Source organism: Pseudoalteromonas sp. 2CM39R (genome assembly GCF_023161845.1).
This window is the reverse complement of the sequence record NZ_JALNTM010000021.1, coordinates 85,706-111,818: the sequence shown is the minus strand read 5'-3', so window position 1 is coordinate 111,818 and position 26,113 is coordinate 85,706. Positions and strand designations below refer to the sequence as shown.

Annotated in this window: 22 protein-coding genes and 1 tRNA gene; 8 read left to right on the top strand and 15 right to left on the bottom strand. The window is 41.9% G+C overall.

Annotated features, from left to right (window positions below):
* The first annotated feature begins 37 nt into the window (after positions 1-37).
* Together MTF66_RS31340 and MTF66_RS31335 are read left to right on the top strand one after the other, a co-directional pair.
* Complete coding sequence (locus tag MTF66_RS31340) at positions 38-472, top strand: hypothetical protein (protein WP_054560817.1); 435 nt, start codon at positions 38-40, stop codon at positions 470-472.
* 58 nt (positions 473-530) lie between these two features.
* Complete coding sequence (locus MTF66_RS31335) at positions 531-1,214, top strand: hypothetical protein (protein WP_248529601.1); 684 nt, start codon at positions 531-533, stop codon at positions 1,212-1,214.
* A gap of 3 nt (positions 1,215-1,217) precedes the next feature.
* Here MTF66_RS31335 and MTF66_RS31330 read toward each other — a convergent pair whose 3' ends face one another.
* On the bottom strand, positions 1,218-1,916 hold the full coding sequence (locus MTF66_RS31330; protein ID WP_248529600.1) for a tRNA1(Val) (adenine(37)-N6)-methyltransferase: 699 nt from the start codon (positions 1,914-1,916) through the stop codon (positions 1,218-1,220).
* A gap of 76 nt (positions 1,917-1,992) precedes the next feature.
* Here MTF66_RS31330 and srmB point away from each other — a divergent pair, with 76 nt between their 5' ends.
* A complete protein-coding gene (gene srmB / locus MTF66_RS31325; RefSeq protein WP_248529599.1) occupies positions 1,993-3,222 on the top strand; it encodes an ATP-dependent RNA helicase SrmB in 1,230 nt (409 codons plus the stop codon).
* A gap of 221 nt (positions 3,223-3,443) precedes the next feature.
* A complete protein-coding gene (locus MTF66_RS31320; RefSeq protein ID WP_248529598.1) occupies positions 3,444-3,782 on the top strand; it encodes a BON domain-containing protein in 339 nt (112 codons plus the stop codon).
* 27 nt (positions 3,783-3,809) lie between these two features.
* Here MTF66_RS31320 and MTF66_RS31315 read toward each other — a convergent pair whose 3' ends face one another.
* Together MTF66_RS31315 and radA are read right to left on the bottom strand one after the other, a co-directional pair.
* Complete coding sequence (locus MTF66_RS31315) at positions 3,810-4,742, bottom strand: hypothetical protein (protein ID WP_062564892.1); 933 nt, start codon at positions 4,740-4,742, stop codon at positions 3,810-3,812.
* A gap of 50 nt (positions 4,743-4,792) precedes the next feature.
* On the bottom strand, positions 4,793-6,178 hold the full coding sequence (radA, locus tag MTF66_RS31310) for a DNA repair protein RadA (RefSeq protein WP_054560823.1): 1,386 nt from the start codon (positions 6,176-6,178) through the stop codon (positions 4,793-4,795).
* Between the two features lie 352 nt (positions 6,179-6,530).
* Here radA and MTF66_RS31305 point away from each other — a divergent pair, with 352 nt between their 5' ends.
* A complete protein-coding gene (locus MTF66_RS31305; RefSeq protein WP_248529597.1) occupies positions 6,531-9,011 on the top strand; it encodes a PilZ domain-containing protein in 2,481 nt (826 codons plus the stop codon).
* Here the strand turns inward: MTF66_RS31305 and serB are convergent.
* On the bottom strand, positions 8,994-10,013 hold the full coding sequence (serB, locus tag MTF66_RS31300; RefSeq protein WP_248529596.1) for a phosphoserine phosphatase SerB: 1,020 nt from the start codon (positions 10,011-10,013) through the stop codon (positions 8,994-8,996). The genes MTF66_RS31305 and serB overlap by 18 nt on opposite strands.
* 125 nt (positions 10,014-10,138) lie before the next feature.
* On the opposite strand from serB, the gene MTF66_RS31295 reads away from it, so the two are divergent.
* Positions 10,139-10,759, top strand: coding sequence for an AhpA/YtjB family protein (locus MTF66_RS31295; protein ID WP_054560826.1), 621 nt, complete (start codon positions 10,139-10,141; stop codon positions 10,757-10,759).
* Here MTF66_RS31295 and MTF66_RS31290 read toward each other — a convergent pair.
* The 4 genes from MTF66_RS31290 to prfC form a co-directional block, all read right to left on the bottom strand.
* Positions 10,726-11,499 (bottom strand): TatD family hydrolase, encoded by a 774-nt coding sequence (locus MTF66_RS31290; RefSeq protein WP_248529595.1) that lies wholly within the window; start codon positions 11,497-11,499, stop codon positions 10,726-10,728. The two genes, MTF66_RS31295 and MTF66_RS31290, sit on opposite strands and share 34 nt — an antisense overlap.
* Positions 11,500-12,138: a pyridoxamine 5'-phosphate oxidase gene (pdxH, locus tag MTF66_RS31285; protein ID WP_248529594.1), complete on the bottom strand. Its 639-nt coding sequence runs from the start codon at positions 12,136-12,138 to the stop codon at positions 11,500-11,502. It lies immediately after the preceding gene.
* Between the two features lie 470 nt (positions 12,139-12,608).
* On the bottom strand, positions 12,609-14,351 hold the full coding sequence (gene argS, locus MTF66_RS31280) for an arginine--tRNA ligase (protein ID WP_058585713.1): 1,743 nt from the start codon (positions 14,349-14,351) through the stop codon (positions 12,609-12,611).
* Between the two features lie 61 nt (positions 14,352-14,412).
* Positions 14,413-15,996 (bottom strand): peptide chain release factor 3, encoded by a 1,584-nt coding sequence (prfC, locus tag MTF66_RS31275; RefSeq protein WP_058585714.1) that lies wholly within the window; start codon positions 15,994-15,996, stop codon positions 14,413-14,415.
* A 251-nt stretch (positions 15,997-16,247) separates the two neighbouring features.
* Between prfC and MTF66_RS31270 the strand changes: the two genes are divergently transcribed.
* Entirely contained in the window at positions 16,248-18,902 is a 2,655-nt protein-coding gene (locus MTF66_RS31270; RefSeq protein ID WP_055020975.1) for a hybrid sensor histidine kinase/response regulator, read from the top strand.
* Here the strand turns inward: MTF66_RS31270 and rimI are convergent.
* The 5 genes from rimI to guaB all read right to left on the bottom strand — a co-directional run bounded on the left by rimI (position 18,899) and on the right by guaB (position 23,073).
* A complete protein-coding gene (rimI, locus tag MTF66_RS31265; RefSeq protein WP_054551230.1) occupies positions 18,899-19,345 on the bottom strand; it encodes a ribosomal protein S18-alanine N-acetyltransferase in 447 nt (148 codons plus the stop codon). The two genes, MTF66_RS31270 and rimI, sit on opposite strands and share 4 nt — an antisense overlap.
* A complete protein-coding gene (locus MTF66_RS31260; RefSeq protein WP_248529593.1) occupies positions 19,332-19,634 on the bottom strand; it encodes a hypothetical protein in 303 nt (100 codons plus the stop codon). The genes rimI and MTF66_RS31260 overlap by 14 nt, the downstream gene beginning before the upstream one ends.
* Before the next feature lie 68 nt (positions 19,635-19,702).
* Positions 19,703-19,779, bottom strand: a tRNA-Trp gene (locus MTF66_RS31255).
* Positions 19,780-19,925: 146 nt separating this feature from the next.
* A complete protein-coding gene (guaA, locus tag MTF66_RS31250) occupies positions 19,926-21,503 on the bottom strand; it encodes a glutamine-hydrolyzing GMP synthase (RefSeq protein WP_058585715.1) in 1,578 nt (525 codons plus the stop codon).
* A 100-nt stretch (positions 21,504-21,603) separates the two neighbouring features.
* The gene (gene guaB / locus MTF66_RS31245; protein ID WP_248529592.1) at positions 21,604-23,073 is read right to left on the bottom strand and encodes an IMP dehydrogenase; all 1,470 of its coding nucleotides are present in this window, start codon (positions 23,071-23,073) and stop codon (positions 21,604-21,606) included.
* Positions 23,074-23,207: 134 nt separating this feature from the next.
* Between guaB and xseA the strand changes: the two genes are divergently transcribed.
* Positions 23,208-24,542 (top strand): exodeoxyribonuclease VII large subunit, encoded by a 1,335-nt coding sequence (xseA, locus tag MTF66_RS31240; RefSeq protein WP_248529591.1) that lies wholly within the window; start codon positions 23,208-23,210, stop codon positions 24,540-24,542.
* A gap of 2 nt (positions 24,543-24,544) precedes the next feature.
* On the opposite strand, the gene MTF66_RS31235 is transcribed toward xseA, so the two are convergent.
* Positions 24,545-25,192 (bottom strand): hypothetical protein, encoded by a 648-nt coding sequence (locus tag MTF66_RS31235; protein WP_248529590.1) that lies wholly within the window; start codon positions 25,190-25,192, stop codon positions 24,545-24,547.
* A 26-nt stretch (positions 25,193-25,218) separates the two neighbouring features.
* The gene (gene cysE, locus MTF66_RS31230; RefSeq protein WP_058585718.1) at positions 25,219-26,043 is read right to left on the bottom strand and encodes a serine O-acetyltransferase; all 825 of its coding nucleotides are present in this window, start codon (positions 26,041-26,043) and stop codon (positions 25,219-25,221) included.
* Positions 26,044-26,113 lie beyond the last annotated feature (70 nt).

The following is a 26,113-nucleotide window of genomic DNA, read 5'->3' as shown; positions in this document are numbered from 1 at the left end:
AAGCTCCGAAATCGACACAACATTGCGAGGGAACACAATGAGTCAATTCACATTAATTACCGGTGACATTGTCAGTTACGACAGTAATCAGGTAGCTACAATTAACGCCACGGGCGAAATAAAAATAAATCGCTTTGCTGAGCCATTATTTATTCCTGATAGCGCTAAAGCCGCCATTGAGCTGGGTCGGCTCGATGATAACTTGTTTAATTTAAAAAAGTTATTACGTTCAGGCTATGCCGACCCCTGCCCTACGACCCGCGTGCTAATTGAAACCACACATCCTTTACCTGAAATCAACGGCCTGCTGATAAAACGCCGCTTTAGCATTATTGACTTTTGCAGTGCCGAAATAGAAAAGTCGCACAGTAAAGCCGTGTTAGACGCCCTATTAGAGCTTGAATATGTGCAACAAATTCAGCTTGATGAAGTAATGCAATTACAGCCACCGGTACAATTTAAAAACCAATAAAGGTATAATAACTTAGTAAGTATGCTAATCAGCTCCTTCATTTGTAAAAGGAATAACAATGAAAAGTGCGCTACCTATAATGATTGCCGCAAGTATTTTGCTAACTGGTTGTGATGAATTAGAAGTTGAAGAAACTCATAACTTTGGCGATGAAATGTATGAGAACAATTACACACTCGTAAATACCACTGATTTAGAAGTGGACTATTACATGGCAAACACTGACCTGTTTGGTGATGCTCAAGAAGTTAAAGACTCTCAATACTATGTTGACACGCTTGCATCGCAATCACTTCCCGTTGATGTAACACATGCTCACAATGAACGTAGCCGTATTTCATTTTATGTAGTCGATCACAGCGACATAACTAACTCAGCCACACAGATGTATCAGGTAGAGCAAAATCAACCTTATCATTTTGTGGCTTGGCAAAATGAAGAAAAGCTTCGTTTAACTCTAGTAAAAAAAGCTAATGATGATAAAGATGACTTTTTTGCTATACGTATTCTCGCAACTGAAAACCTTCGCTTAAAAATCGAAAATCAAATCGTCAATTTATATCAAAATCAATTAAGTTACTGGTACCACATTGATGACTGTGCTGATGATTTAAAAGTATCAAAGCTCAATGATGAAGATAAGCGAGTTTATGAACCTGTCTCAATCTGCAACGCATCATATGGGCAGTCATATACCTTACTCTTAAGTGAAGATGGCCTTGAAGCGAGCATAGCTGAATAACCATTACATCTTTAGGTAAAAAGCTTTACAGAGCTCTTTATAGTCTTGGCTATAGCTGCCGTCTGCGGCATGTATAGTTAACGATGATGTTTCGCATTCAGTGCTGCTTTGGCTGAGTAACAATAGGCTGCGACTTGGCTGTTTTTTTTCAGTGGTGCGAACCAAACAATGGCGATTTAAGTACCAGCCAGCTTGCTCTGCTATCGCAATGAATTGTTTTGCCTCTACGCAAGGCAAAATCACATTCAAAAGCGTTTTGCCGTGGCTAAGCTTAGTACACGCTGCTATTAATTCGCTGAAGCTAAGGCCGTCAGTATGGCGGGCAGTATTTCGAGCAACGTTTTCACCTTTTAGGCTCGCATTAAAATACGGCGGGTTGGTGATGATCGCATCAAAAGGCTCTGCTGCGCTGAACGACTGCACACCACCTTCAAAAAGGTTTATATCAGGCCATGGGCTAGCCGCAAAGTTATCTCGGGCATCATTACAGGCACCCGCGTCAATTTCGATGGCACTTACTTTTGCTTCAGGCGCTCTTTGTTTTGCCATTAGCGCCAACAGCCCTGTACCTGTGCCAATATCTAAAATACGCTTAGCACCACTCACATCAGCCCAAGCACCTAACAAAATACCGTCGGTCGACACTTTCATCGCCGTGCGTGTTTGCGTTACCGTAAATTGTTTAAACACAAAGCCTGACATTTTTTCACCTTTTCATTCACCACAGCCGCGTTAACGCGTATAATTAGGCTCAATTGTCCTCTATTTATGTCACTCTATGCAATTTTCTGAATTTGATATCGATAACAAGCTGTTAAATGCCATTAATAAAATGGGTTTTGATACGCCTACCAGTATTCAACAACAAGCGATCCCTGAAGCACTTCAAGGTCGTGATATTTTGGCATCTGCCCCTACTGGTACGGGTAAAACAGCCGCGTTTTTGATCCCTGCAATTCAATACTTGCTTGATTTCCCGCGTCGCGATCCTGGCTTTGCGCGCGTATTGATCATGACACCAACCCGTGAGCTTGCTTATCAAATTCATGAGCAATGTGAATTACTAGCAGCACAAACCCACCTTAAAATAGGGGTTGTAACAGGTGGTATAAACTACGGGACACACAGAGAAATTTTCGAAAGCAATAACGATATTCTCATTGCCACACCAGGGCGTTTAATGGAGTATCTCGAAACAGAGAACTTCCATGCTGAAAACGTTGAAATGCTTATTCTTGATGAAGCTGACCGCATGCTAGACATGGGCTTTCGTAAAGAAATGCTACGTATTTGTGATGAAGCACGTAACCGCCGTCAATGTTTCTTATTCTCAGCGACCCTTGAAGGTGACAGCGTTGAGTTATTTGCAGAACGTATCTTAAACGACCCAGCACTGCTTGAAGCCGAATCTTCACGCAAAGAAAAAGGCAAAATCCATCAATGGGTTCACCTTGCGGACGACTACGATCACAAGCTAAAAATGTTGGTTGAAACGTTAAATGGTGACGACATTCATAAAGCAATTGTATTTGTAAAAACTCGTGAGCGCCTAGAAACATTAGTTGGTGAGCTAAACAACGAAGGCCTTCGTGTAGCTTGGTTACGTGGTGAAATGCCACAAGACAAGCGCATGAAAGCGATGGAGAACTTTCACTCTGGTCGCTACAATATCTTAGTTGCAACGGATGTTGCTGCTCGTGGTATTGATGTTGCTGATATCAGCCATGTTATCAACTTTGATATGCCACGTACCGCAGACGTATACGTACACCGTATTGGACGTACTGGTCGTGCAGGTAAAAAAGGCATTGCGATTTCATTTATTGAAGCTCATGACGTGGCAATTGTTGGTAAAGTGGAGCGCTACATTGAGCAAAAATTGAAACGCCGAGTAATTAAAGGGCTTGAGCCACAGCACAAAGAAGCGAAGATCCCATCTAAAAAGAAAAAAGATCCAGTAAAAATGAAGGCAAAGAAAAAAGCCAAAGCTAAAACGAAGAAGAAGTAGTTTTAACTTTAACAACATAACTGTGAAAATGCCGAGCTTGTCTCGGCATTTTTGTGCCATACCCTTTTTACTTATTAACTGTGTAATTAGTTCACACTTTATTGCCCACACATCACACCCACAAAAACAAACCAATAAAATTCAACAACTTAAATGTTGGAATAATAATTGTAACAGGTTCAGCAATAGTTCACAGCAGACTAGATTAACGAGGGAATTGTATGAGCCGCTTCAAATTAACCGTAGTACTTACTTTATTGAGTTGTATGTTTTTACTTGCTTGCGCAACGACTGTGAGCGCCAATACTAGTGTGCTAACAACAAGCACATCTGCGCAACCGCGCTTACAGCAAATGGCATTGCAGAAGTTAACTCGTAACCCTAACTTTCACATTGAAAACTTACAAGTGATTGTTGAGGGTGAAACTGTTGAACTAAAAGGTGTTGCAGAAACGGGATTTCAACGCGCTTTAGCACAGAAATTTTTAGAACACAGCCAAGGTGTGATGCAGATAAAAAACAACCTTAAAGTGAGTAAGTTAAATCACTCGTCACTTTAAGGTTAGGTTTACAAAAGAGGCTTGAGATTATTCGCCGCTTGCTTGTAGGTTGATAAATTTCGCAAGCTCTTCAGGTTGACCCATCAGCATTTGAATTTGCTGATTAATCTCCATCATAGTTTTACCTTCAGGTAATTTAGCTGATACAGAGAAAGACGATAAACCATTCACAAAGTTACTAATCGCTGTAGCAAGCTCTTCGCTCACTGGTACTTGCTGTAATTGCATCGCAACGACTTGCTTAAATTGCTCATGAGTCATACCTTGCGCAGTTAAGAAGCTATCAACAACCGCTTTAAGCTCACCTTCATCAGCAATCGACATATTGATGCTACGTGGCTCTAACTGAGTGAGGGCTGCCATCATCTTCGATTGCTGTTGTAACTGCTGCTCTAAAGTAAGCTGACCATCAGCTGCTTCATTTTGCATCTGGCTAACAGCGAGTGATGCTTCCATCAGCGCTGTAGTTTTAGCTAAACCAAGATTAAAGTTAACGTCAGCCACCTCATTTGCAGTCACTTTAAGAGCAAAGTCGCTATCACCTGAATCTTTATTATAATCAAGCGATGAGTCAACGTTATAGCTTGTTGATGCTAGCTTGTTATTAGAGTTTTCTGGCAGCTGCGCTAAAAATTCATCGCTAAAACGAAAGTTCTTCATAACAAAACCTGTGTGAGGCGGCACCGCATCTACTTCGTAACCCGACACATCAATACTATCGATTGTTGCAACAGGCTCATTGCTTAAACTATTTGAAACCGTGATCTCAGATAACTGCATGCTGCTATCAAAAATACTGGCTGAGATATCACTGTATTTAATTTCTACACCGCTTTGGATTGATAACGCACTGATTTGCTTATCAACCACCTTTTTCACTTCCTGTGTAGCTGCGTAATTTGCGTAAGCTACGCCACCGACAGCCGCAGCAACAACCGCTGCAATAATTAACTTCTTCATTTTATTTCCTTTAATTGGTGTAAATTTTTTATCAGTGTATCAAATTGTATTTAGTTTATTAACGACAATAGCTCATGCACGGTTTTTACTGGGGTGATCTTAGCACCAAGGCCTTCCATTGATTTATGGTAATTACGATATGGAATAAAGATCTCAGTAAAACCGTGTTGCGCAGCTTCTTTAACTCGAGGTACGCCGCTGTCGATTGGTCTTACATCACCATTTAAACTTAGCTCACCCATAATACAAGTGGTACGCGGTACAACAAATTCGTTCAAGCTGCTTAAAAGTGCTGCTACCAATGCTAAATCGATACAAGTCTCTGACTCATCGATTTTTAAACCACCAACAATGTTGAAAAAAGTATCGTGGAAGATTTTTGTTTTTGTGTGCTTACGTAAAATACCTGTTAGCATCTTGATACGATTCATATTCAAGCCAACACACACCCGCTGCGGGAATTCGGCTTCGGTTTCTGTGGTTAAACATTGTATTTCGAGTAGTAAGTTACGGTTGCCCTTACGAATACAGGTAATAGCAGAGCCTGGAGACTCGGTACTAGAACCAGATAAAAAGATTTCGCTTGGGTTATCAACGCTCAACATTCCGCGCTCACACATTCTAAAAATACCCACAGTGTCGATATCGCCAAAACGGTTTTTATTAGCACGCAATGTTCTGACTTGGCCATCGTTAGTATCGATATGTAATAAAGCATCGACTATGTGTACAAGTGTTTGCGGCCCAGCAATTTCGTTATTTTTGTTTACATGAGCAATGATGAACATAGTGACATCATTTTGCTTACAATATTGTGTTAAAGCTTGCGCTGCACTTTTTACCTGTGAGGGTGAGCCAGGGCTACCATTTGCCGTTTCTGTTACCACGGCCTGAATTGAGTCAATAACCGCGAACTTAATTTTGTTTTTATCAAGCTCTTCAATGATGGCTTCAACACTGGTTTCAGACAGCAAGTAAAGCTCGTCTTCGTTGTAATCTAAACGTAAGCGATTCACACGGTTTTTAAACTGCGATAGAGACTCTTCGGCTGTGCAGTATAAAGAAGGCATTAACTTTGACATACGTGCGACTAAATCTGACAGCAAGGTGGTTTTACCAGCACCTGGGTCGCCAGAAATAATGTTAACAGAGCCTGTGGTTACGCCACCACTTAATACCCTGTCTAGCTCACCTATTTCTGTGAGGCGTTTTTCGGCCTCAGTGGTCGCAACTTCATTGATTTTCTTTGAACCACCGCTAGCGATACCGGCATAACCTGCCACTGCCGCACGGCTTGCCGCTTGCTTCGATTGCCCCGCTGAAGGCTTAAATTCTGCCAGCGTATTCCACGCTCCACACTTACACTGACCTTGCCAGCGCTGATAGTTCATGCCGCACTCAGTGCAGACAAATTCGATTTTTGCTGATTTTGCCATTCGGCCTTACCTATTTTGGTCGCTGTTTTGTGACTATTTCTGTATTTTCAAGCATATAATAGCTAAAGTAAAACATATGACTCAGGTAATTAATCTAGAGTCACTTTTGTAGTCACAAAAGATAATATGCTGTAACTTGCCCCATGAAAAACGCTTAATCATGCTAAGTGCTTAATTAAGAAATGGTTAAGGGCACAGTTTTTGCTTACAAATAAAACTTTACAGTGCTTGCCATTTAATTGGCGAATACATATAACAATAACTAATAAAATAAAAAACTAGTTACACTGCTTGGCTTTCAATAGCCAGCTAGTATACCTACTTTTTTAGATAGACGGTGATGGTTTTATAAATGGCTGAAGACATACTGCTTAAATATGAAAGCCTAGTTGAAGAACTAAAGGCACATTTAGGCACTCCCCAGTTCGACAAACTGTTTAAATCAAAGACAGCTAGCTTAACAAAGCCAGAGCAGTTTCTGATCAAAATGGAAATGTCGCGCTTATCTCAGCCTGTAGCACGCTTTATTGATTTACGTGGCCAGGTAACCGGCCAAGTCAAACCCTACGAATATGATGGTAAGCAACACTTTATGGACGATACCGCCATTGAAGTGTTTGAAGATGCTATAAAGCGCCACGGTGGTTACACCCTTGCCGTTTACGAAGCGGTAATGAATACCGAAAATAATCACCGCGTAATGCAAAAAAAGGCCGCTGAACAAGCTTTAACTGACGATAGTGCCACGACAGAGCAGTCAGCTAAAGTCATTAAGTTTGCATCCTATGAAAGTCGCCGCGAAGAGCGGATGAACTACTCAATTAAAATTACCGTTGAACTAGATAAAGACAATAAGGTTGCCGCTTCTACCTCTGATATCTCTTTAAGTGGCGCAAAAATCAAGTTAGCACCACGGTATAAAGTTAAAAAAGGCCAATTAATTGGTCTGCGCTTAGTTGGCCTAGAGCAAGATTTTGAACTGGGCTTAAAAAACGGAATTCAATATGAAGTAGTTGCGGTAGAAAAAGTATCTCGTGAATACAACCATGTACGCTTAAAACGCACCTTTATTGAAAATAATGATAAGTTTGATGAGTTCTTAGAGAGCTTTATTCACGGTAATAAACGTCGCTATAAAGTGAACTTAGACAATACCTTAGATGCGGTTGTATCAAAAGGCTACGAGCAATACTACATTCCACGTGTTACCTCATTTTATACATTTTTAAGCTTACAAGGCGACAAACTTTATCCTAGCCTTGCGTTAACCACAGAAAATAACATTTTTATTCAGCGCTATTTTTGTGATGAGCGTAAGTTGTCATGCTTATATAGCATTATCAATCAGCAACGTTTAGGTCACTTGCTCAGTTCACCTGATGCGGTAAAAGAAGAGTACCTGTATACCTTCACTCATACCGTTGCTGGCAAAATTTATTACTACTCAGCTACGCGAACTGAGCTTGATAGCCAACCACAACTGAGAGATTTATTTTTCGGCTTTGGTAGCCAAAAAGACAGCTGGCAATGCTTTAAGCTTCAGTTGATGCCAAGCCATCCGGAAGATTCGTATATTCCGCTATCGCTACCAAGCAGTGCTGGTAAAAACATCGAAAAACTAAATAAGCCACCGACACCACGGGTGCAGGGGTTGATTAAAGATGTTAAATATCTACTGATTTTGACTTCGGTGGGTACTAAGTTTGAACAACAAACATACCAACAGCTTGATTATAATAAAGATGCGGTAAACCAACTTAAACAGTTTGGTCACAGTAAGCATAAAACGCCTCCTCATTTAGAGCCTGTGGCGCTTGAGTATGTGAACCTTCGTGCTCATAAACGCTATTTATACAAAACAGCTATCAGCATTGAACATCATGAGCAATCAATTACAGGCCATACTCGTGATTTATCTGTGATGGGCTTGCAAATTGAATGCGACCAACCGGTTGAGTTCAAAAAAGGCGATATCATCAAACTAAACTTGCCTGATTTGCAAAAAATTACCAAAAAGCACGACTTAACAAATCTGGCTTATGAAGTAATGGCTATAAGTAAATCACTGACAACAGTAAATTTAAAAGTGCATAAAGTTGGTGACTTACCGCATATGGCGATTAAGTTTTTCACCGTATTAATCGATAACAACAAAGACAAATTACGTGTTTGTGAAGAAACCCCTAAAATTCCGGGGCTATCAACTGCACTCAGAAATATGGTTACCAAAAGCGTATGCCAATTCCCGTTTTATTTACATAAAGAAGCAGCCCACTTTAAAGCTGGCGCTATTGGCCAAGGCTTATATCCAAGCCCTCTTCATGTACTACTACAAAATTTTGCGTTATTGAACGAAACAACCAGCATCGACGGATTCTTATCAACGGATCAAATTACAGAAGTGATCACCCCGTTGATCAAAGACCGAAGTCGCCAAGACCCACCTCTGCCATTTACCCTGTTTGTTCGCTTTGATCCGCGCCAAGCCGAAATAAGCGATGCAATTACCAGCCGCTGTATTAGTGAAGATGATTACAAACCACAAACTTTGTTTGTGAAAAAAGCCCTGAAAAACGATTTAGTCTTTGTATTTCGTTTATATGTATCACGAACTGGTCGCCCTGATATTGATTACTTAGCGAATGAACTCAAATACATTAGTCAGTACGCATTACATAAAGCGAAAGACTTAGAAGAAGCTCTATGGGCAGTAGCTGGTGTGGGTGATTTAATTGATATAACCGAAGAAGCGCTTACCCATTTTGATATTGACCAAAGGCTGATCAATGAAATGAGTAAACGCAAAGCGACTTGGTTAAAGCGAGTAATCTAACGGTAGAGAGAGTAAGTAAACAACTTGCAGTAATGAGCCTTCATTAATTGCAGTTTGTGCTTGCTCAACTACTTTAGGTTTACCATGCACAGCAACACCAAGCCCTGCCGCAGCCATCATTTTCAAATCGTTCGCACCATCACCCATAGCAAGAGTTTGGCGATTGTTTAAGGTAAGCTTTTGTTCGATTCGTTTAAGTACACGGGCTTTTTCTTCAGCATCAACAATCGTGCCTATGACCTTGCCTGTTAAACGGTTATCTTTAAATTCAAGGGTATTGGCATGCACTTCATCTAAATCAAGCAGTGACTGTACTTGTTCAGCAAATGGCACAAAACCACCTGATGCAATGGCTAAATGCCAATTATGTTGCTTTAAGAATTGGCATAATTCACTCACACCCGGCATAAGTGGTAAACGTGCTTTTAAGCCATCGATTAAGTCAACATCGATACCTTCAAGTTTAGCGACACGCTGCTTTAAGCTTTGTGCAAAGTCCAGTTGACCAGCCATTGCTTGCGCGGTTACAGCGGCAACTTCGTCATACACATCGGCAAGGCGCGCAATTTCATCGATGCACTCGATAGTAATGGCTGTTGAGTCCATATCCATCAGCAGTAAACCTGGTTCATTCACCGTGGGTGGATTTGTTAATTGCACCAGTTGAATACCCAATTGCTTAGCAAACTCAACTAATACTAGTGGGCTAAGTACTGTTGTTGTATCGCTATGAAAGCTCCACGCTACTGGCATGTCTGAGATTGGCTGATAACAACAAAGCGATAAATTGCTAAACCCTTGCGCTGCTAAAAAATCGCTAATAGCAAGTAATTGCTCAGCATTAAGCTCATTACCAAAGGCAACACTGAACACGCCTTGATTTGCTTTTGGCGTAAAGTCTGTTGTAATAAGGTGTTTGTTTTCAATTTTATACCAGCAATTTAGGCTGATTTGTTCTGCTAAATTTGCTGAAGGTGTAGCAGCTAAGCTAAGCTGTGACATAGTGGCTCCACATTAGACTTATGTCTGTCCTTGGTTGTGCATTTGGCACTCGCACTCAAGGGGCTGTTAAAGTTATCATGTTGTACCATCAAATTTAAAAGCTGTCAGTAACGTATACGGTGACTATGAAAAATAACCAACTTAAAATTCCCTTTTCAGCCACTTATCGCCAACGTGTTGTGCGCTTGAGCTTGGCTGCAGCCTGTTTTGTGCTGTTAAGTTGGGTTGCCATGAATAGTAGCTTTCAAAGCCACCAATTACTTTATGATAGTGCTGACAGCACCGCGATAAGCTTAACCAAGTTTATGGCACTAAATGCAAAAACCCCACTGCAAGAAAAAAACAAACCAGAGTTAAATGCTTTGTGTAATCATATTGCTGAAGATGAGTATGTGTTAGCGGCAACGATTTACGATCAACAAGGTATTCAAATTGCGGCCAGCGATAATTGGCAAAGTCACCACACTTTTGGTTTATTACCTGATTCAACGCCGGGTATCAGCAAGCTTAAAACCCCATTTGTAGAGCCGGTGATAAGTGATGATGAAAGGCCAATTGGTTTTGTGTCGATTACCTATTTAACGCAGGCTTCTATTGCGACCAGTCACAGTAGTTTTCATGATTTAGGTCGCCAAGTGTTATTAATGTTAGTGATCACCTGTATTTTTACTTGGCAGTTAGGCCGCGGCTTAAAACACTGGCAAATCAACCGTTACATCAAAAAAAGCGCAGAGCAAGAATCATAAAGTTCAGCAGCCAATTGCTGCTTTGCATCCCCTGTCGCGCCTTTAAGCTCGCATAGATGAGCAAACACATCGCGCACCTTAAGTGGTGTATTAATCTGCCCTTGAAAACCAGCTAGCGGCATTGATGGCGAGTCGGTTTCAAGCACTAAATATTGCGGTTCAATTGTGCTTATAACTTTACGAGTTTTAGCAGCGCGCGGGTAACTAATCACGCCACCAACACCAAGCTTAAACCCTTGTTTAATATAACTATGAGCTTGTTGCTCTGAACCTGAAAAGGCATGAATAACACCTCCATACTTTGGCTTGCGACGCTTAAATGAGCGAGCAATTAAGTCATGGCTTTGTCTGTGATGTACAATCAGTGGTAAAGCGAGTTGGTTGGCAAGCTCTATCTGCCCTTCAAAAAGCTGCGTTTGTTTATCGAGGTTGTCGATACTGCGATCAAGGCCGCACTCACCGATGGCAATAAACTGCCCAGTATGGGTTTTCGCTAATTGCTCTAGTTCAGCGAGGTGATGAGCTTGGTGGTCAGATAAAAAATAAGGATGTAAGCCTAAAGCAACTGAAATACTTGGCTCTGATTTAGCAAAAGAGAATAGTTTTGTAGATTGTGCCAAGCTCACACCCGGCACAATAAAATGCTCGATCCCTACTTGCTTGCATGCCTTGATGAGCTCTGTGCGAGTCTCATCAAATTCGCTAAAATCAAGGTGGCAGTGGGAATCGATAAAACGCATTTACGGATTTAAACGACCAAACTGCCAACTACCGTCGGCTTGGCGTTGATACATAAAGCGGTCGTGTAAGCGGTGTGCTCCGCCTTGCCAAAATTCGATTTTAGTAGGCTCAACACAATAGCCTCCCCAAAAATCAGGCAGTGGAATTTCACCCTCAGAAAACTTTTGCTTCATTTTCGAAAATGTTTCCATTAATACCTTACGTGATGACACAGGACGACTTTGCTGAGATGCCCATGCAGCTAACTGGCTTTCTTTAGGACGCGATAAAAAGTACTTAGCCACAGCAGTTGTTGGTAAAGGTTTAGCTTCACCATAAACAATGACTTGTCGCTCCATGTGGTGCCACGGAAAGTGCAGAGAAATTTTGTTATTATCTTTAAGCTCCTGTGCTTTGCGCGAGCCAGTATTGGTAAAAAACACAAAGCCACTTTCATCAAGATGCTTTAACAGCACAATACGCTGCGAAGGCTGACCATGCTCATCAACCGTTGCTACGACCATCGCTGTAGGATCAGGCAAATTAGTGGCAACAGCTTGCTCAAGCCATTTTTCAAACTGCTTGATTGGAGACGCATCAAGCATGTCTTCAGATAAACCATCCTGTAAATATTCACGGCGAATATCTTCAAGTTTCATAAAATTCCCTCTATCGCTGCTATCAGCTATCAGCTATCAGCTATCAGCTATCAGCTATCAGCTATCAGCTATCAGCTATCAGCTATCAGCTATCAGCTAAAGATTAATCAAGGTTATTGAGCTGTCAATTTTGTTGGGTTTCGCTACGCTCTACCCAACCTACGAAGTTAGGTCCTAGGTTCTAGGTTCTAGGTTCTAGGTTCTAGGTTCTACAAGCTACTCCCCTAGCGCCTAGAGTCTAGGGCCTTCGATTTATGTTGGGTTTCGCTGCGCTCTACCCAACCTACGAAGCACATCATCTGCAAGTGTAGGAGTGCTTTCAAAGCGAACTACACGAAGCAGAATTCACCTAAGTAGTTTAGCCTAAGACAAGGCGGAAAACCGACTTATCCCTATGAGCATACGTGTTTTGTATGTGATTAGGGTCAGTCGGTTTGACAACGCAGTATTAGGTTAAAATACGACGGTGATTACATTTGCTCCATGACTTCGATACCTAAAAGATCCAATCCTGACTTCAATGTCTTCGCAACCAAATTACACAGTACTAAACGGCTATCACGAACACTTGGCTCTACACCTTCTTTTAGAACTGGGCATGCTTCATAGAACGTCATGTATAGGCTTGCTAGTTCGTATAGGTATCCACATAATACGTGCGGTGTCGCTTCGCTGATCATTAGATCGAGTACTTCTTCTAACTGAAGAAGTTTAAGTGCCAGCGCTTTTTCTTGTGGCTCGTTGATTGCAACATCTGCAGTTAATGACGCTGCATCGATACCTGATTTACGGAAAATACTGCGAACACGTGTGTATGCATATTGTAAGTAAGGCGCTGTCGCACCTTCAAAGCTCAGCATAGTGTCCCAGTTGAAGATATAGTCGCTCGTACGGTGCTTAGAAAGATCCGCATATTTTACAGCACCAATACCTACTTTACGGGCAATTTCGCTACGCTCTTCATCGCTTAAGTCTGACTCACGCTCAGCAAGTTTAGCTGCTGCACGAGTGATTGACTCTTCCAATAAATCAGCAAGCTTAACGGTACCGCCAGTACGAGTTTTGAATGGCTTACCGTCTTCACCCATCATGGTGCCGAATGGGCAGAACTCATAACTTGTTTCATCACGTAATAAACCTGCTTTACGTGCTGTTAGCTCAACTTGATTGAAGTGTAAGCTTTGACGTGCATCTACAAAGATTAAGATGCGATCAGCACCCAATTTATTTGAACGGTAATCACAAGCAGCTAAGTCAGTTGTTGCATATAAGAAACCACCACCTGATTTCTGTACGATAAACACTGAAGGCTCGCCGTCTTTATTAGCAAGTTCATCTAAGAACACCACCTGTGCGCCATCAGACTCAACAGCAATATCTTTGTCTTTTAATAGTGCGATGATGTTTGCAAGTTCACTGTTGTAAGCACTTTCTGCCATGATGTCATCTTGCGTAAGTGTTACGTTTAGGCGCTTATAAACTTCTTCAGAATGCTTTACAGAAGTGGCAATGAATAACTTCCAAAGTTTTTCACAGTGTGCGTCGCCGCCTTGTAATTTAACAACGTAATCACGGGCTTTGTCGGCAAACCCTTCTTCATCATCAAAGCGTTTTTTTGCATCACGATAGAAGGTTTCAAGATCGGCCAGCGCTACAGACTCTAAGTCTACACCTTGGTTGATTTGATCTTCTAAGTGCGCGATTAACATACCAAACTGAGTACCCCAGTCACCCATGTGATTTTGACGAACAACTTCATCACCACGGAACTCAAGGGCACGAACAACTGCATCACCAATGATGGTTGAACGTAAGTGGCCTACGTGCATTTCTTTAGCAAGGTTAGGTGATGAGTAATCAACAACCACTTTTTGCGCTGTTGCATGAGGCGCAACTGCTAGCTTTTCGTCTTCGTTTGCCGCTTTTAAGCTAGCTGATAAAAACTCAGGCTTTAGGTGAATATTGATAAAACCTGGGCCCGCGATTTCAGTTTTTTCTGCGATATCTGCAAGGTCTAGGTTATCGATAATTTTTTGTGCTAGTTCACGCGGGTTTGATTTTAATTTTTTAGCCGCGCCCATTGCGCCATTGATTTGGTAATCACCAAACTGTGGACGTGTGCTTTGTGTTACCGCTGGATTAGTGTCTTCAGGTAACCCTGCTGCAACCATAGCAGCAATTGCTTTGTCGATTAAAAGAGTACGAATATTCATTGTAATTTTTACCTTTATGGCCCGCTGTACGGGCACTTAAATTTGAAGCAGACTTAGCGTATTAGTTTTCGCGTGTATGGTTAAACTTGATATCTGGATAGCGTTCCATCGACAAGTTTAGGTTTACACGGCTTGGCGCGATATAAGTAAGGTTATCGCCACCATCAAGCGCTAAGTTGCTTTCGCACTTACGCTTAAACTCTTCAAGCTTTTTGGTATCGTCTGAGCTTACCCAACGTGCAGTGTTAACACTCACACCTTCGTAAATCGCATCAACGTTGTATTCTGCTTTTAAGCGCGCAACAACTACGTCAAACTGAAGTACACCGACCGCACCAACGATTAGGTCGTTATTGATAAGCGGTCTAAATACTTGCACAGCACCTTCTTCAGATAACTGAACTAAGCCTTTTAACAATTGCTTTTGTTTTAATGGATCTTTTAAGCGAATACGACGGAATAATTCTGGCGCGAAGTTAGGAATACCACCAAACTTCATTTTTTCACCTTGCGTGAAGGTATCACCAATTTGAATTGTACCGTGGTTGTGTAAACCAATGATGTCACCTGCGTAAGCATCTTGCGCTCGCTCACGGTCACCAGCCATGAAGGTTACCGCATCAGAAATACTGACTTGCTTACCAATACGTACATGGTTCATTTTCATACCTTGGCTATATTTGCCAGATACAATACGCATAAAGGCGATACGGTCACGGTGTTTAGGGTCCATGTTCGCTTGGATTTTAAATACGAAACCAGAGAAGTTATCTTCAGTTGCTGCAACTTGGCGGTCTTCTGTTTCACGAGGTAATGGCGCAGGAGCCCACTCAGTTAAGCCATCAAGAACATGGTCAACACCAAAGTTACCAAGTGCTGTACCAAAGTAGACTGGTGATAATTCGCCAGCTAAGAACAGATCTAAATCAAACTCGTGCGATGCACCAATAACAAGCTCTAGCTCTTCACGAAGTTGCTCAGCAAGCTCACCGCCAATAGCATCATCAAGTTCTGGATTATCTAAACCTTTAATAACGCGAACTTCTTGAATTGTGTGGCCTTGACCTGTGCTATACAAAATCGTTTCTTCACGGTGAATGTGGTAAACACCTTTAAACTCTTTACCACAACCAATCGGCCAAGTTACTGGCGCACAGGCAATGTTTAGCTCAGTTTCAACTTCGTCTAATAACTCCATTGGATCACGAATATCACGGTCACACTTATTCATAAAAGTTACGATAGGTGTGGTACGTAAGCGTGTTACTTCCATTAATTTACGAGTACGATCCTCAACACCTTTCGCTGCGTCGATTACCATTAGGCATGAGTCAACCGCAGTCAGTGTTCGATAAGTATCTTCAGAGAAGTCTTCGTGTCCCGGAGTATCTAGTAAGTTAACTAGACGCTCGTTGTAAGGAAATTGCATAACAGACGTAGTTACCGAGATACCACGTTCTTTTTCCATTTCCATCCAGTCTGATTTTGCGTGCTGGTTTGAGCCACGACCTTTTACGGTACCCGCTTTTTGAATCGCTTGTCCGAATAACAGAACTTTTTCTGTAATAGTGGTTTTACCCGCATCCGGGTGCGAGATGATCGCAAAGGTGCGTCGTTTATTAATTTCGGTAGTTAAATTAGACATGTAAGCTGCTTTTAGTCATAACAAAGCGCACTTAACTGCCTTATAAATTATAAAGCTCGGTGCGCACTGTAAAAATAAAATAGAATTGCCAAGTATTATACCTTGTTTGTCTTAGCCAAAAAAGCAGCGATTGTAAGTAATTATTCACCTTTCGTTGAGGATTTTCGTTGTTCACTTTTTTGCTAAGCTTGTGTAATCAAGTTGTAACGCATACTATTGATAAATTGCACGGAGGGATATCAATTTAGGTCATGAAAACCAGTAAGCTCAGTATTCGATTATTATGGTATATCACACCATTAGTGATCTTACCTTTGTTGTTTTTAGGTGGCTTTACGTTAACCAATGTGACCAATTCAACAAAAAAACAAGCTGAGCTGATTGTCAGTCGCTTTGTTGAGCAACAGCAGCAAAAAATCTTCAATTACATTGACTCATTTCACTCGATTACTCGGTTGCTTTCGACCTCCCCTGTATTGGCAGACTTTTTAGCCCGCGAACCTGAATCAAAAAATCAATACATTGAACGCCTTGGCGAATTAATGAATGTATTTGCAAGTTATTCAGAAGCTTACCCTGACATTGTAAGTATTAACTATGTTGCCCCAGATGGTAAAAGCGATGCATTTTATTCAAGCCAATTAACTCCTGCGCCGAAAAGTTACCCGTTTTTTGATCAAGTACTGCAATCAAATTTGCGCCAACAGCAATTTATGATCTCCAAAGAAGATGGCTCGACTAGCCTGTACTTTGTGCACCCAATTTATAATATTGATTACTACTTAAAACAGCCGCAGCAACTTGGGTTTATTGTTGTCCATGTTGAACCCTCGATATTAAATGCCAGTATTTTAGAAGCGCCTTTTAATAACACCCTAAATTTGTTTTTGACTACTAAAGGGCAAATTTTATTTAGCTCAGACTATGACCTACGCGGCAGTTACCTAAGTGAATACGAGCTTGAACAAATAAAGAGTTTGGCCGATTACGGCAAACTAGCCAGTATTGAGCTATCGAGCATCGATAAAGAAGAGCGCATCATCTACGCGGTACAAATGACCGACGGTGATTATTTTATCTCTACCACTCCCAAAGATTTACTATATCAATCAGGTAAAGCCATCAGTTTAATTACTGCATTAATTGTTATTATTTCGGTGATTTCACTGCCTATTTTGATCTACATTGTGGTGCGCAACTTACTACTCACCCCAGTCGAATTATTAGGGGCTGCAAGTCATCGAGTTGGGGATGGTGATTTATCGGTGTATTTGCCCGCCCATACAAACGATGAAGTAGGTGTGCTTTTTAATGACTTTAATCACATGGTGAACCAAATTCGTCATTACCAAGACGAGCTTGAAGAATATAAACATCACCTAGAAGAAAAAGTAGAAAGCCGTACTAAAGCCCTCGAAGCAATGAATAGCAAGCTAGAAGTGGCCATTGCGCAAGCTGAGCAAGCTAACCAACTGAAAAGCCGCTTTTTAGCGAATATGAGTCATGAAATTCGTACCCCACTTACCGCAATTATGGGCTTTACAGAGCAACTTCTGCACAACAAGGATGCGGTGAATGATGAGCAGCATTTAAGCACCATTTTACGTAACTCTAAGCACTTGCTTGAGCTGATCAATAACATTCTTGATTTATCAAAAATTGAAGCTGAAAAACTCGCCGTTGAGCGCGGGCCATGTAATGTAGTGCAGCTTATTCATGATATTGATTCGATTATTCGTCCACTGGCTAATGAGAAGCAACTGGCGTTTAATATCAACTACAAGCTACCAATACCCAAAACTATTAATAGCGATACCACACGTTTAAAACAAATCTTGATCAATATTGCCAGCAATGCGGTTAAGTTCACTGAGAAAGGCAGTATCTCGATTGATATTAGCTACAACAGCGAAAAACAGCATTTACAATTTGCGATTCAAGATACCGGTATCGGTATGTCTGAGCGCGAAGTCGAGCGGGTATTTAAACCGTTTGAACAAGCCGATGCAACGACAACTCGCCGCTTTGGTGGTACGGGTCTTGGCTTGTGTATTTCAAAGAACCTAGCCCAGTTATTGGGTGGTGATGTACAACTGATTAGTGAACCTGGAAACGGCAGTTGTTTTACCGTACAAGTTGCTGCTCACTTAAATGCCGAACAGCTTAAGTACGAGGCCTTTATTCATAGCTACGAGCAACTATCGCCAAGTAAAGACGTTCAGCTTTCATTTGCAGCAAACAGTTTTGATGCCAATATACTAGTGGCCGAAGATAACCCAGATAACCAATTGCTGATCAAACTACTGTTACAAACCTGGGGGCTTGAGCCTGATATCGCGAAAAATGGTGCTGAAGCAGTTGAAATGGCATTAGTTAATGATTATCAGCTGATCATCATGGATATGCAAATGCCAGTAATGGGTGGCTTAGAAGCAACGCAAATGCTACGTCACGCAGCCTATGACGGACCTATCATTGCGCTTACGGCCAATGTAATGAAAACCGATGTTGACACCTACATAGAGGCTGGCTGTGATGAAGCACTCGCCAAACCAATCGACAAAGATGCCCTAGAGCAAGTGCTTGTAAGCTACTTACATATCGAAAAAGATAGTCAAAACAAGTGGGAAAACTTACTAAAAAGTGAAAAGTTCCAACAAATTAACGACAACTATCGTTCAAAACTACCTGATTATTTAAGCCAAGTAGTACAGTTGTATCGAGCTAAAGAATGGGAAGCCCTACGTTCATTAGCACACAGCTTAAAAGGCAGTGCAGGGTGTTTTAGTTTTGAAGCTATTCACAAGACTGCGGGCCAGCTTGAAAATGCGCTACGCAGTAATCAAACTGAACAGGTGGAGCAATGCTACGATGCGCTTATCAATGCCCTTGAAGAAGCATCTTAAAGGCTAAAGCTCATACCCATTAAAATAGCGTCTTCGTTGCCTGTCGCGGTTGGGTAGTAGTTCTTGCGCACCGACATATGTGAAAAGCCAGCGCTTTCATACAAGCCAATAGCAGGAGCATTCGACTCACGCACTTCTAAGAATAGGTTTTCAGCTTGGTGCTGCTCGCCGTGCTCAATAAATGCATTTAACAACTGCTTAGCAATGCCCTGCCCTTGATACTTCGGCGCAACACAAATATCCATTAAAGTGTAATCTGGGCCCGCTTGTTCACCGATATAAAAACCTAGCATCTCATCACCTTGAAAAGCGGCTAGGTTAAAATAACGCCCAGCTAAACACGACAGCATGGTTTTCTCTGTCCAAGGGTGACTATGGCAGGCGTTTTCGATAGCCATTAACTGGCTAATATAGGTTGCATCGACAGGTTTAAAGCTTATCAAGTTGTTCACCGATTAAAGACCAAAGTTGTTTTTTCTGTTCGCCATCGAGCTTATCGCTTGGTAAGCCTAAGCAGCCCTCTTGCCAGCTAATACTCGTTGCTTTAACGATTTGGGTAATAACTAACGGCGCAAATGCTTTTTCGAGGTCTTGGTGAAACTGTAACGGAAGCGTCAGTGTTTCTTGTTGAGTGTTGGGTATCTGTTCGCCAGAAGTATCAGGCGCAGTTCGATAGTGTTGATTCAACTCTAAAGATTGTACAGAGAATATCGCAGCGTAACTTGGATTCATAACAACTCAATCATGATTAAGAGCAAGTAATATAGGGAGATTTGCGATTAAAGTAAAGAAGGAAGAAATGGCAGGGGCGGAGAGATTCGAACTCCCAACCGTCGGTTTTGGAGACCGCTGTTCTACCAATTGGAACTACGCCCCTGCAATGACGACGAATTATATAGAGCTTTTTTCAAAGGTAAAGTAAAAAAACACAGTTTTTAGTTTAACTGCTTCTTAAATAAACAAAACGGCGAATTAGCAAGCTAATTCGCCGTTTTTGTACCAATTCAGGTCAGAATAATAAAATTATTCCCACTCGATTGTTGCCGGTGGCTTACCTGAAATATCGTAAACAACACGTGAGATACCATCGATTTCGTTGATGATACGGTTAGAAACCACACCTAAGAACTCATAAGGTAAATGTGACCAACGTGCCGTCATGAAGTCGATTGTTTCTACACAACGTAGCGATACAACCCAGTCGTATTTACGCGCATCACCCATTACACCTACCGATTTAACTGGTAAGAATACAGTGAAGGCTTGACTTACTTTGTGGTAAAGCTCTGCTTTGTGTAGTTCTTCAATGAAGATAGCATCTGCGCGACGTAGTAAATCACAGTACTCTTTCTTGATTTCACCAAGTACACGAACACCTAAACCAGGACCTGGGAATGGGTGACGGTAAAGCATGTCGTATGGTAGACCAAGCTCAAGACCAATTTTACGTACTTCATCTTTGAATAGCTCACGTAACGGCTCAACAAGACCCATTTCCATATCGTCTGGTAAACCACCTACGTTGTGGTGAGACTTGATTACGTGTGCTTTACCTGTTGCTGATGCAGCAGATTCGATTACGTCTGGGTAGATAGTACCTTGACCTAACCATTTAGCGCTTTTCAGCTTTTTAGCTTGCTCGTCAAATACTTTAATGAAGGTATGGCCAATCGCTTTACGCTTATCTTCAGGGTCATGTTTACCAGCAAGATCTGCTAAGAATTGATCTTCAGCATCTACCTTCACAATGTTTAGGCCAAACTTGTTGCCGAACATATCCATAACTTGCTGACCTTCGTTTAAACGAAGAAGACCGTTATCAACGAATACACACGTTAGCTTGTCGCCGATTGCACGGTGAATAAGCATGGCAACTACAGATGAATCAACACCACCTGATAAACCTAAGATAACTTCGTCATCACCTACAGTTTCCTTAATACGCTCAATTGCATCGTCGATGATTTTAGCTGGTGTCCATAGCTTTTCACAGCCACAGATATCAATCGCGAAGCGCTCAAGTAAACGTAAACCTTGGTGAGTATGAGTTACTTCTGGGTGGAACTGTACGCCATAAAAACGTTTTTCTTCCCAAGACATTGCAGCATGTGGACATGTTGAAGTTTTAGCAGTTGTTTTGAAAGTCTCTGGTACTTCCATCACTTTATCGCCGTGGCTCATCCAAACGTCTAGTACGCCTGCACCGCCGTCAGTAATGTGGTCTTCAATAGCATCGAATAACGCACAGTTACCTACTTTTTCAACTTGCGCATAACCAAACTCTTTCTTATCAGAGCTGTGAACGCTACCACCTAGTTGCGTTGCCATTGTTTGCATGCCGTAACAGATACCAAGTACTGGAACGCCTGCGTTAAATACATACTCAGGAGCACGTGGGCTGTTTTCAAGTGTTGTAGACTCAGGGCCACCCGACAAAATAATACCTTGTGGATTAAATTCGCGGATTTGCTCTTCAGTTACATCCCATGCCCATAGCTCACAGTAAACACCAATCTCACGTATACGACGTGCGATTAACTGTGTGTATTGCGAACCAAAATCTAAAATGAGAATTCGTGAATCGTGAATGTCTTTGCTCATGGAGTATCTCGTTAGTCAGGAACTGCTCCCCTAAAGGGAGATGATCAATAAATTAGGGCTAGCAGATGCTAGCCCATGTAATTTCAATACCTTAAGGTAATTAACCTAAGCGGTAGTTTGGCGCTTCTTTAGTGATTTGCACATCGTGAACGTGTGACTCACCCATACCGGCTGAAGTAACGCGAACAAATTGAGGTTTAGTATTTAACTCTTCAATTGTTGCACAACCAGTTAAGCCCATTGCACTGCGAAGGCCACCCACTTGTTGGTGGATAATTGTCGCGATAGGACCTTTATAAGCAATACGGCCTTCGATACCTTCAGGAACAAGCTTGTCTGCTTCATTTGATTTTTGGAAGTAACGGTCTGATGAACCTTCTTTTTGATTCATTGCACCAAGGCTACCCATACCACGGTATGACTTGTAGTAACGACCTTGATATAACTCAACTTCACCCGGTGCTTCTTCAGTACCAGCTAACATTGAACCAACCATTACACATGATGCACCTGCAACAAGTGCTTTTACGATGTCACCAGAGAAACGAATACCACCATCAGCAATTACAGGAATATCACGGCCTTTTAAGCCCTCAACCGCGTCAGAAATAGCAGTAATTTGAGGAACACCACAACCTGTTACGATACGAGTAGTACAAATAGAACCAGGACCGATACCTACTTTAACAGCATCAACACCCGCGTCAGCAAGGGCAATCGCGCCTTCAGCTGTTGCAACGTTACCTGCTACAATTTGTAGATCTGGATATGCTTGACGTGTTTGTGCAACACGGTCAATAACGCCTTGTGAATGGCCATGTGATGTATCGATAAGTAATACGTCAACACCTGCTTCAACAAGCGCTGCGATACGCTCATCAGTACCCGCACCAACACCAACAGCAGCACCTACACGTAGACGACCTTGCTCGTCTTTACATGCATGCGGCTTATCTTGTGCTTTTTGATAATCTTTTACAGTGATCATGCCTTTAAGTTTAAATGCATCATCAACTACGAGAATTTTTTCGATACGGTGCTCGTGCATTAAACCTAAGATTTCTTCACGGTCTGCACCTTCTTTAACAGTCACTAACGATTCTTTTTTCGTCATTACTGTTGAGACAGGTTGCTCAAGTTTCGTTTCAAAACGCATATCACGGCTTGTCACAATACCAACAAGGTTATTGTCAGCGTCGGTTACAGGGAAACCTGAAAAACCTTTGTCTTCTGAAAGCGCGATAGCATCAGCAATTGTAAGATCCGCAGTCACAGTAACAGGGAAAGAAACAATGCCCGCTTCGTAAGTTTTAACTTTACGAACGTTTTTAGCTTGCTCTTCAATTGTCATGTTTTTGTGGATGAAACCTAAACCGCCCTCTTGCGCTAAAGCAATCGCTAAGCGTGCTTCTGTTACAGTATCCATAGATGCTGAAACTAGCGGCAAGTTAAGATTGATACCACGCGTTAAGCGAGTTGAAATATTTGCCGAGTGTGGCAAAACAGTAGAATGACCTGGTACTAAAAGTACGTCGTCAAAGGTAAGAGCTTCTTTAGCGATTCTTAGCATAGTGCAACTTCTCACATGTGGATCTGAGTATAAGGAATTGCGGCCAAATTTTATCAGCGTTGTGAGCACGAGTAAATAAAATTATTCATTTATTTGTGTTAAAGTACACAGAGAATTTTTTACTGGGGTTTTTAATGGCTTTTACGCAATCAACACAGCCTGTTTACACGGTCTCGCGCCTAAATAAGGAAATTCGCCATGTTTTAGAACAAGGCTTTTCATCGCTTATCTTAAATGGTGAAATTTCTAACTTTATAGCCCCTGCATCTGGACATTGGTACTTTACTTTAAAAGACGACCGAGCACAGGTAAAAGCGGCAATGTGGCGCGGCAATAATCGCGGCCAAACTTTTCGCCCGAGCAATGGTGCACAAGTAACTGTGCGTGCCCGCGTATCTTTGTATGAACCTCGTGGTGATTATCAGCTGATTGTTGAGCATATGGCCCCTGCAGGTGAAGGCTTATTAAAGCAAGAGTTTGATGCGCTTAAAATGCGCTTAGCTGCCGAAGGCCTATTTAGCTCAGCCCACAAAAAACCATTACCAACCAATATTAATCGTGTTGGGGTGATCACCTCAGCCACAGGTGCGGCTATACGCGATATTCTAACGGTACTTAAACGCCGTGCTCCGCAGCTTGAAGTCGTGATTTACCCAGCTATGGTGCAAGGTGCAGATGCACACAGCCAATTAATAGAAAAAATAAACATCGCCAATCAACGTAACGAAGTAGATGTGCTTATTTTAGGTCGCGGTGGTGGTTCACTCGAAGATTTGTGGTGTTTTAACCATGAGCAATTAGCTCGCGCTATTTTTGAAAGTCGCTTACCTATTGTTAGCGCTGTTGGTCACGAGGTCGATACCACAATCAGTGATTATGTTGCCGATATTCGCGCCGCAACACCTTCTGCAGCAGCGGAGCTAGTTAGCCCAAATACCGAAGAGCTACATAACAAAGTTACGCAGTTAGTTAGGCACTTAAATCATGCCTTTAAACACTCTTTAGCTGTAAAACGCAGTACTGCCACTCAATTTGAGCATCGCTTGCAGCTATGCCATCCCCGTAATCAACTCAATCAACAAGCGCAAAAACTAGATGAACTTAGTTTGGCCTTACACAGCGCAATGAGTGGCAAAATCCAGCAATATGAGCGAGTACTTGCTAACCTAACACCACGTTTGATGCAACGCTCTCCTGAAAAACAGTTAGCGAAAAGCGAGCATCAACTGGCACAATTACATGCCCGCCTTACACAAGCGATGCAACAGCAACTTTCAAGTTCTCGAAACCAGCTTTCTTTACAAGCGAGTCGTTTAGATTCTGTGAGCCCACTCAGTGTGTTAGCACGTGGTTATAGTATTACTAAAAACCAGCACGGTAGTGTAGTGAAATCGGTTAACGATGTAAGTTCTGGTGAGCTTATAACCACCGAGATTGCAGATGGGCAGCTACAATCAAAAGTTGTATAAAATTACTGCGTGCTTGCGATGATTGTTAGACTATCGTCACTTGAGGTGGTGGAGGTAAATTTAAATTGCTTCCACCAGCTTTGTTCCATCATCTTATCGGTCATGTTACGCCAATAATGACTTGGCAAATCATCAACATCCTCTGGTTGCAATAGCTTAAACTGACACACAGAGCTTTTGCATGTAGAGACACTAAGCTGTGGTTGCACTGGTAAATCGGCCATGATTAAAAAATCACTCATGGCTGTTTCAACTTGATAGGCCCAAGCCTCATCCCGAGATTGCTCTTCTAACAAGTTATAAAGTTCATCTAAGTGTGAGTCGATTTGCTGTGGAGGTATCGCACTTGAACGGTAACTAGCAATCACAGCTTGTTGATTTTCGACTTGTAACTTTAACTCTGCTATTTGTTGCTCAAGCTCGCTTTTGCTATCAGCTACTGAACTATCTGAATTAACTTCAGCGGCTTCTTTATTAATTACAGGCGCAACAGTTATAGCTTGCGGCTCTGGTGCTTGAGCTATTTGTTCTTCAACAAATTGTTGCTGATAAGTTTGTAGCTGTTGTGGAGTAGATTGAAAAAGTGACATAGCGACAGCGCCACAAATAAATGACGCTGCAACAGCTAATCCGAAGGATAATTTAGACAATTCCATTGCTCATTTATAGTGTAAAACTACAACATAGCACTGGTGTGAGAGGCATTACTAGCGGAAGTCGTGCCATCATCTAAAAAGTTTTGATTCATACTTTCAGCTGGACAGGGACAGCTCGGTTTACCAACCACTTTAGCAGGTACCCCAACCACAGTTGTGTGCGCTGGAACCGCACTTAACACAACAGAGTTTGCACCAATACGCGCCCCCTCTCCTACTTCGATATTACCTAGTACCTTAGCGCCTGCACCAATTAATACACCAGCGCGAATTTTCGGATGACGGTCACCTTGCTCGTTACCCGTACCACCTAAGGTTACAGATTGTAGAATCGATACGTTATCTTCAATAACCGCTGTTTCACCAATTACAATCCCAGTTGCATGGTCAAACATAATACCATGACCAACTTTACAAGCAGGATGGATGTCAACGCCAAATACTTCTGAGGTTCTGCTCTGAATGAAGCGAGCAAGCTCTTTTCGGTTTTGTTGCCATAAGCAATTTGCGAGTCGGTGTGCTTGTATTGCATGGAAGCCTTTAAGGTTCAAAATAACAGTTAAGTAACTATCGGCCGCAGGGTCGCGATCTTTAACTGCTTTTATATCATGAGCTACATGCGTCAGCATTAGGTCACATTTAACAAAGGCTTGGTCGAATAATTCACGGATAGTAAATGCTGATACCACCGCATCTGCAAGTTTATTTGCCACAATAAAGCTCAGCGCCGAACCTAAGCATTCATGATTTAACACACACGAATAAACGTGACTTGCTAAAAGCGGTTCGCGGGAAACGACTTCGTTTGCTTCATCTCGAAGCTTTTGCCAAATTTCATGACGCATAATATTGCCTTTCTGGTTGTACCTAACTGCTAAGCCTTAAGTTTAACGGATTTGTAGCAATATGTACTAA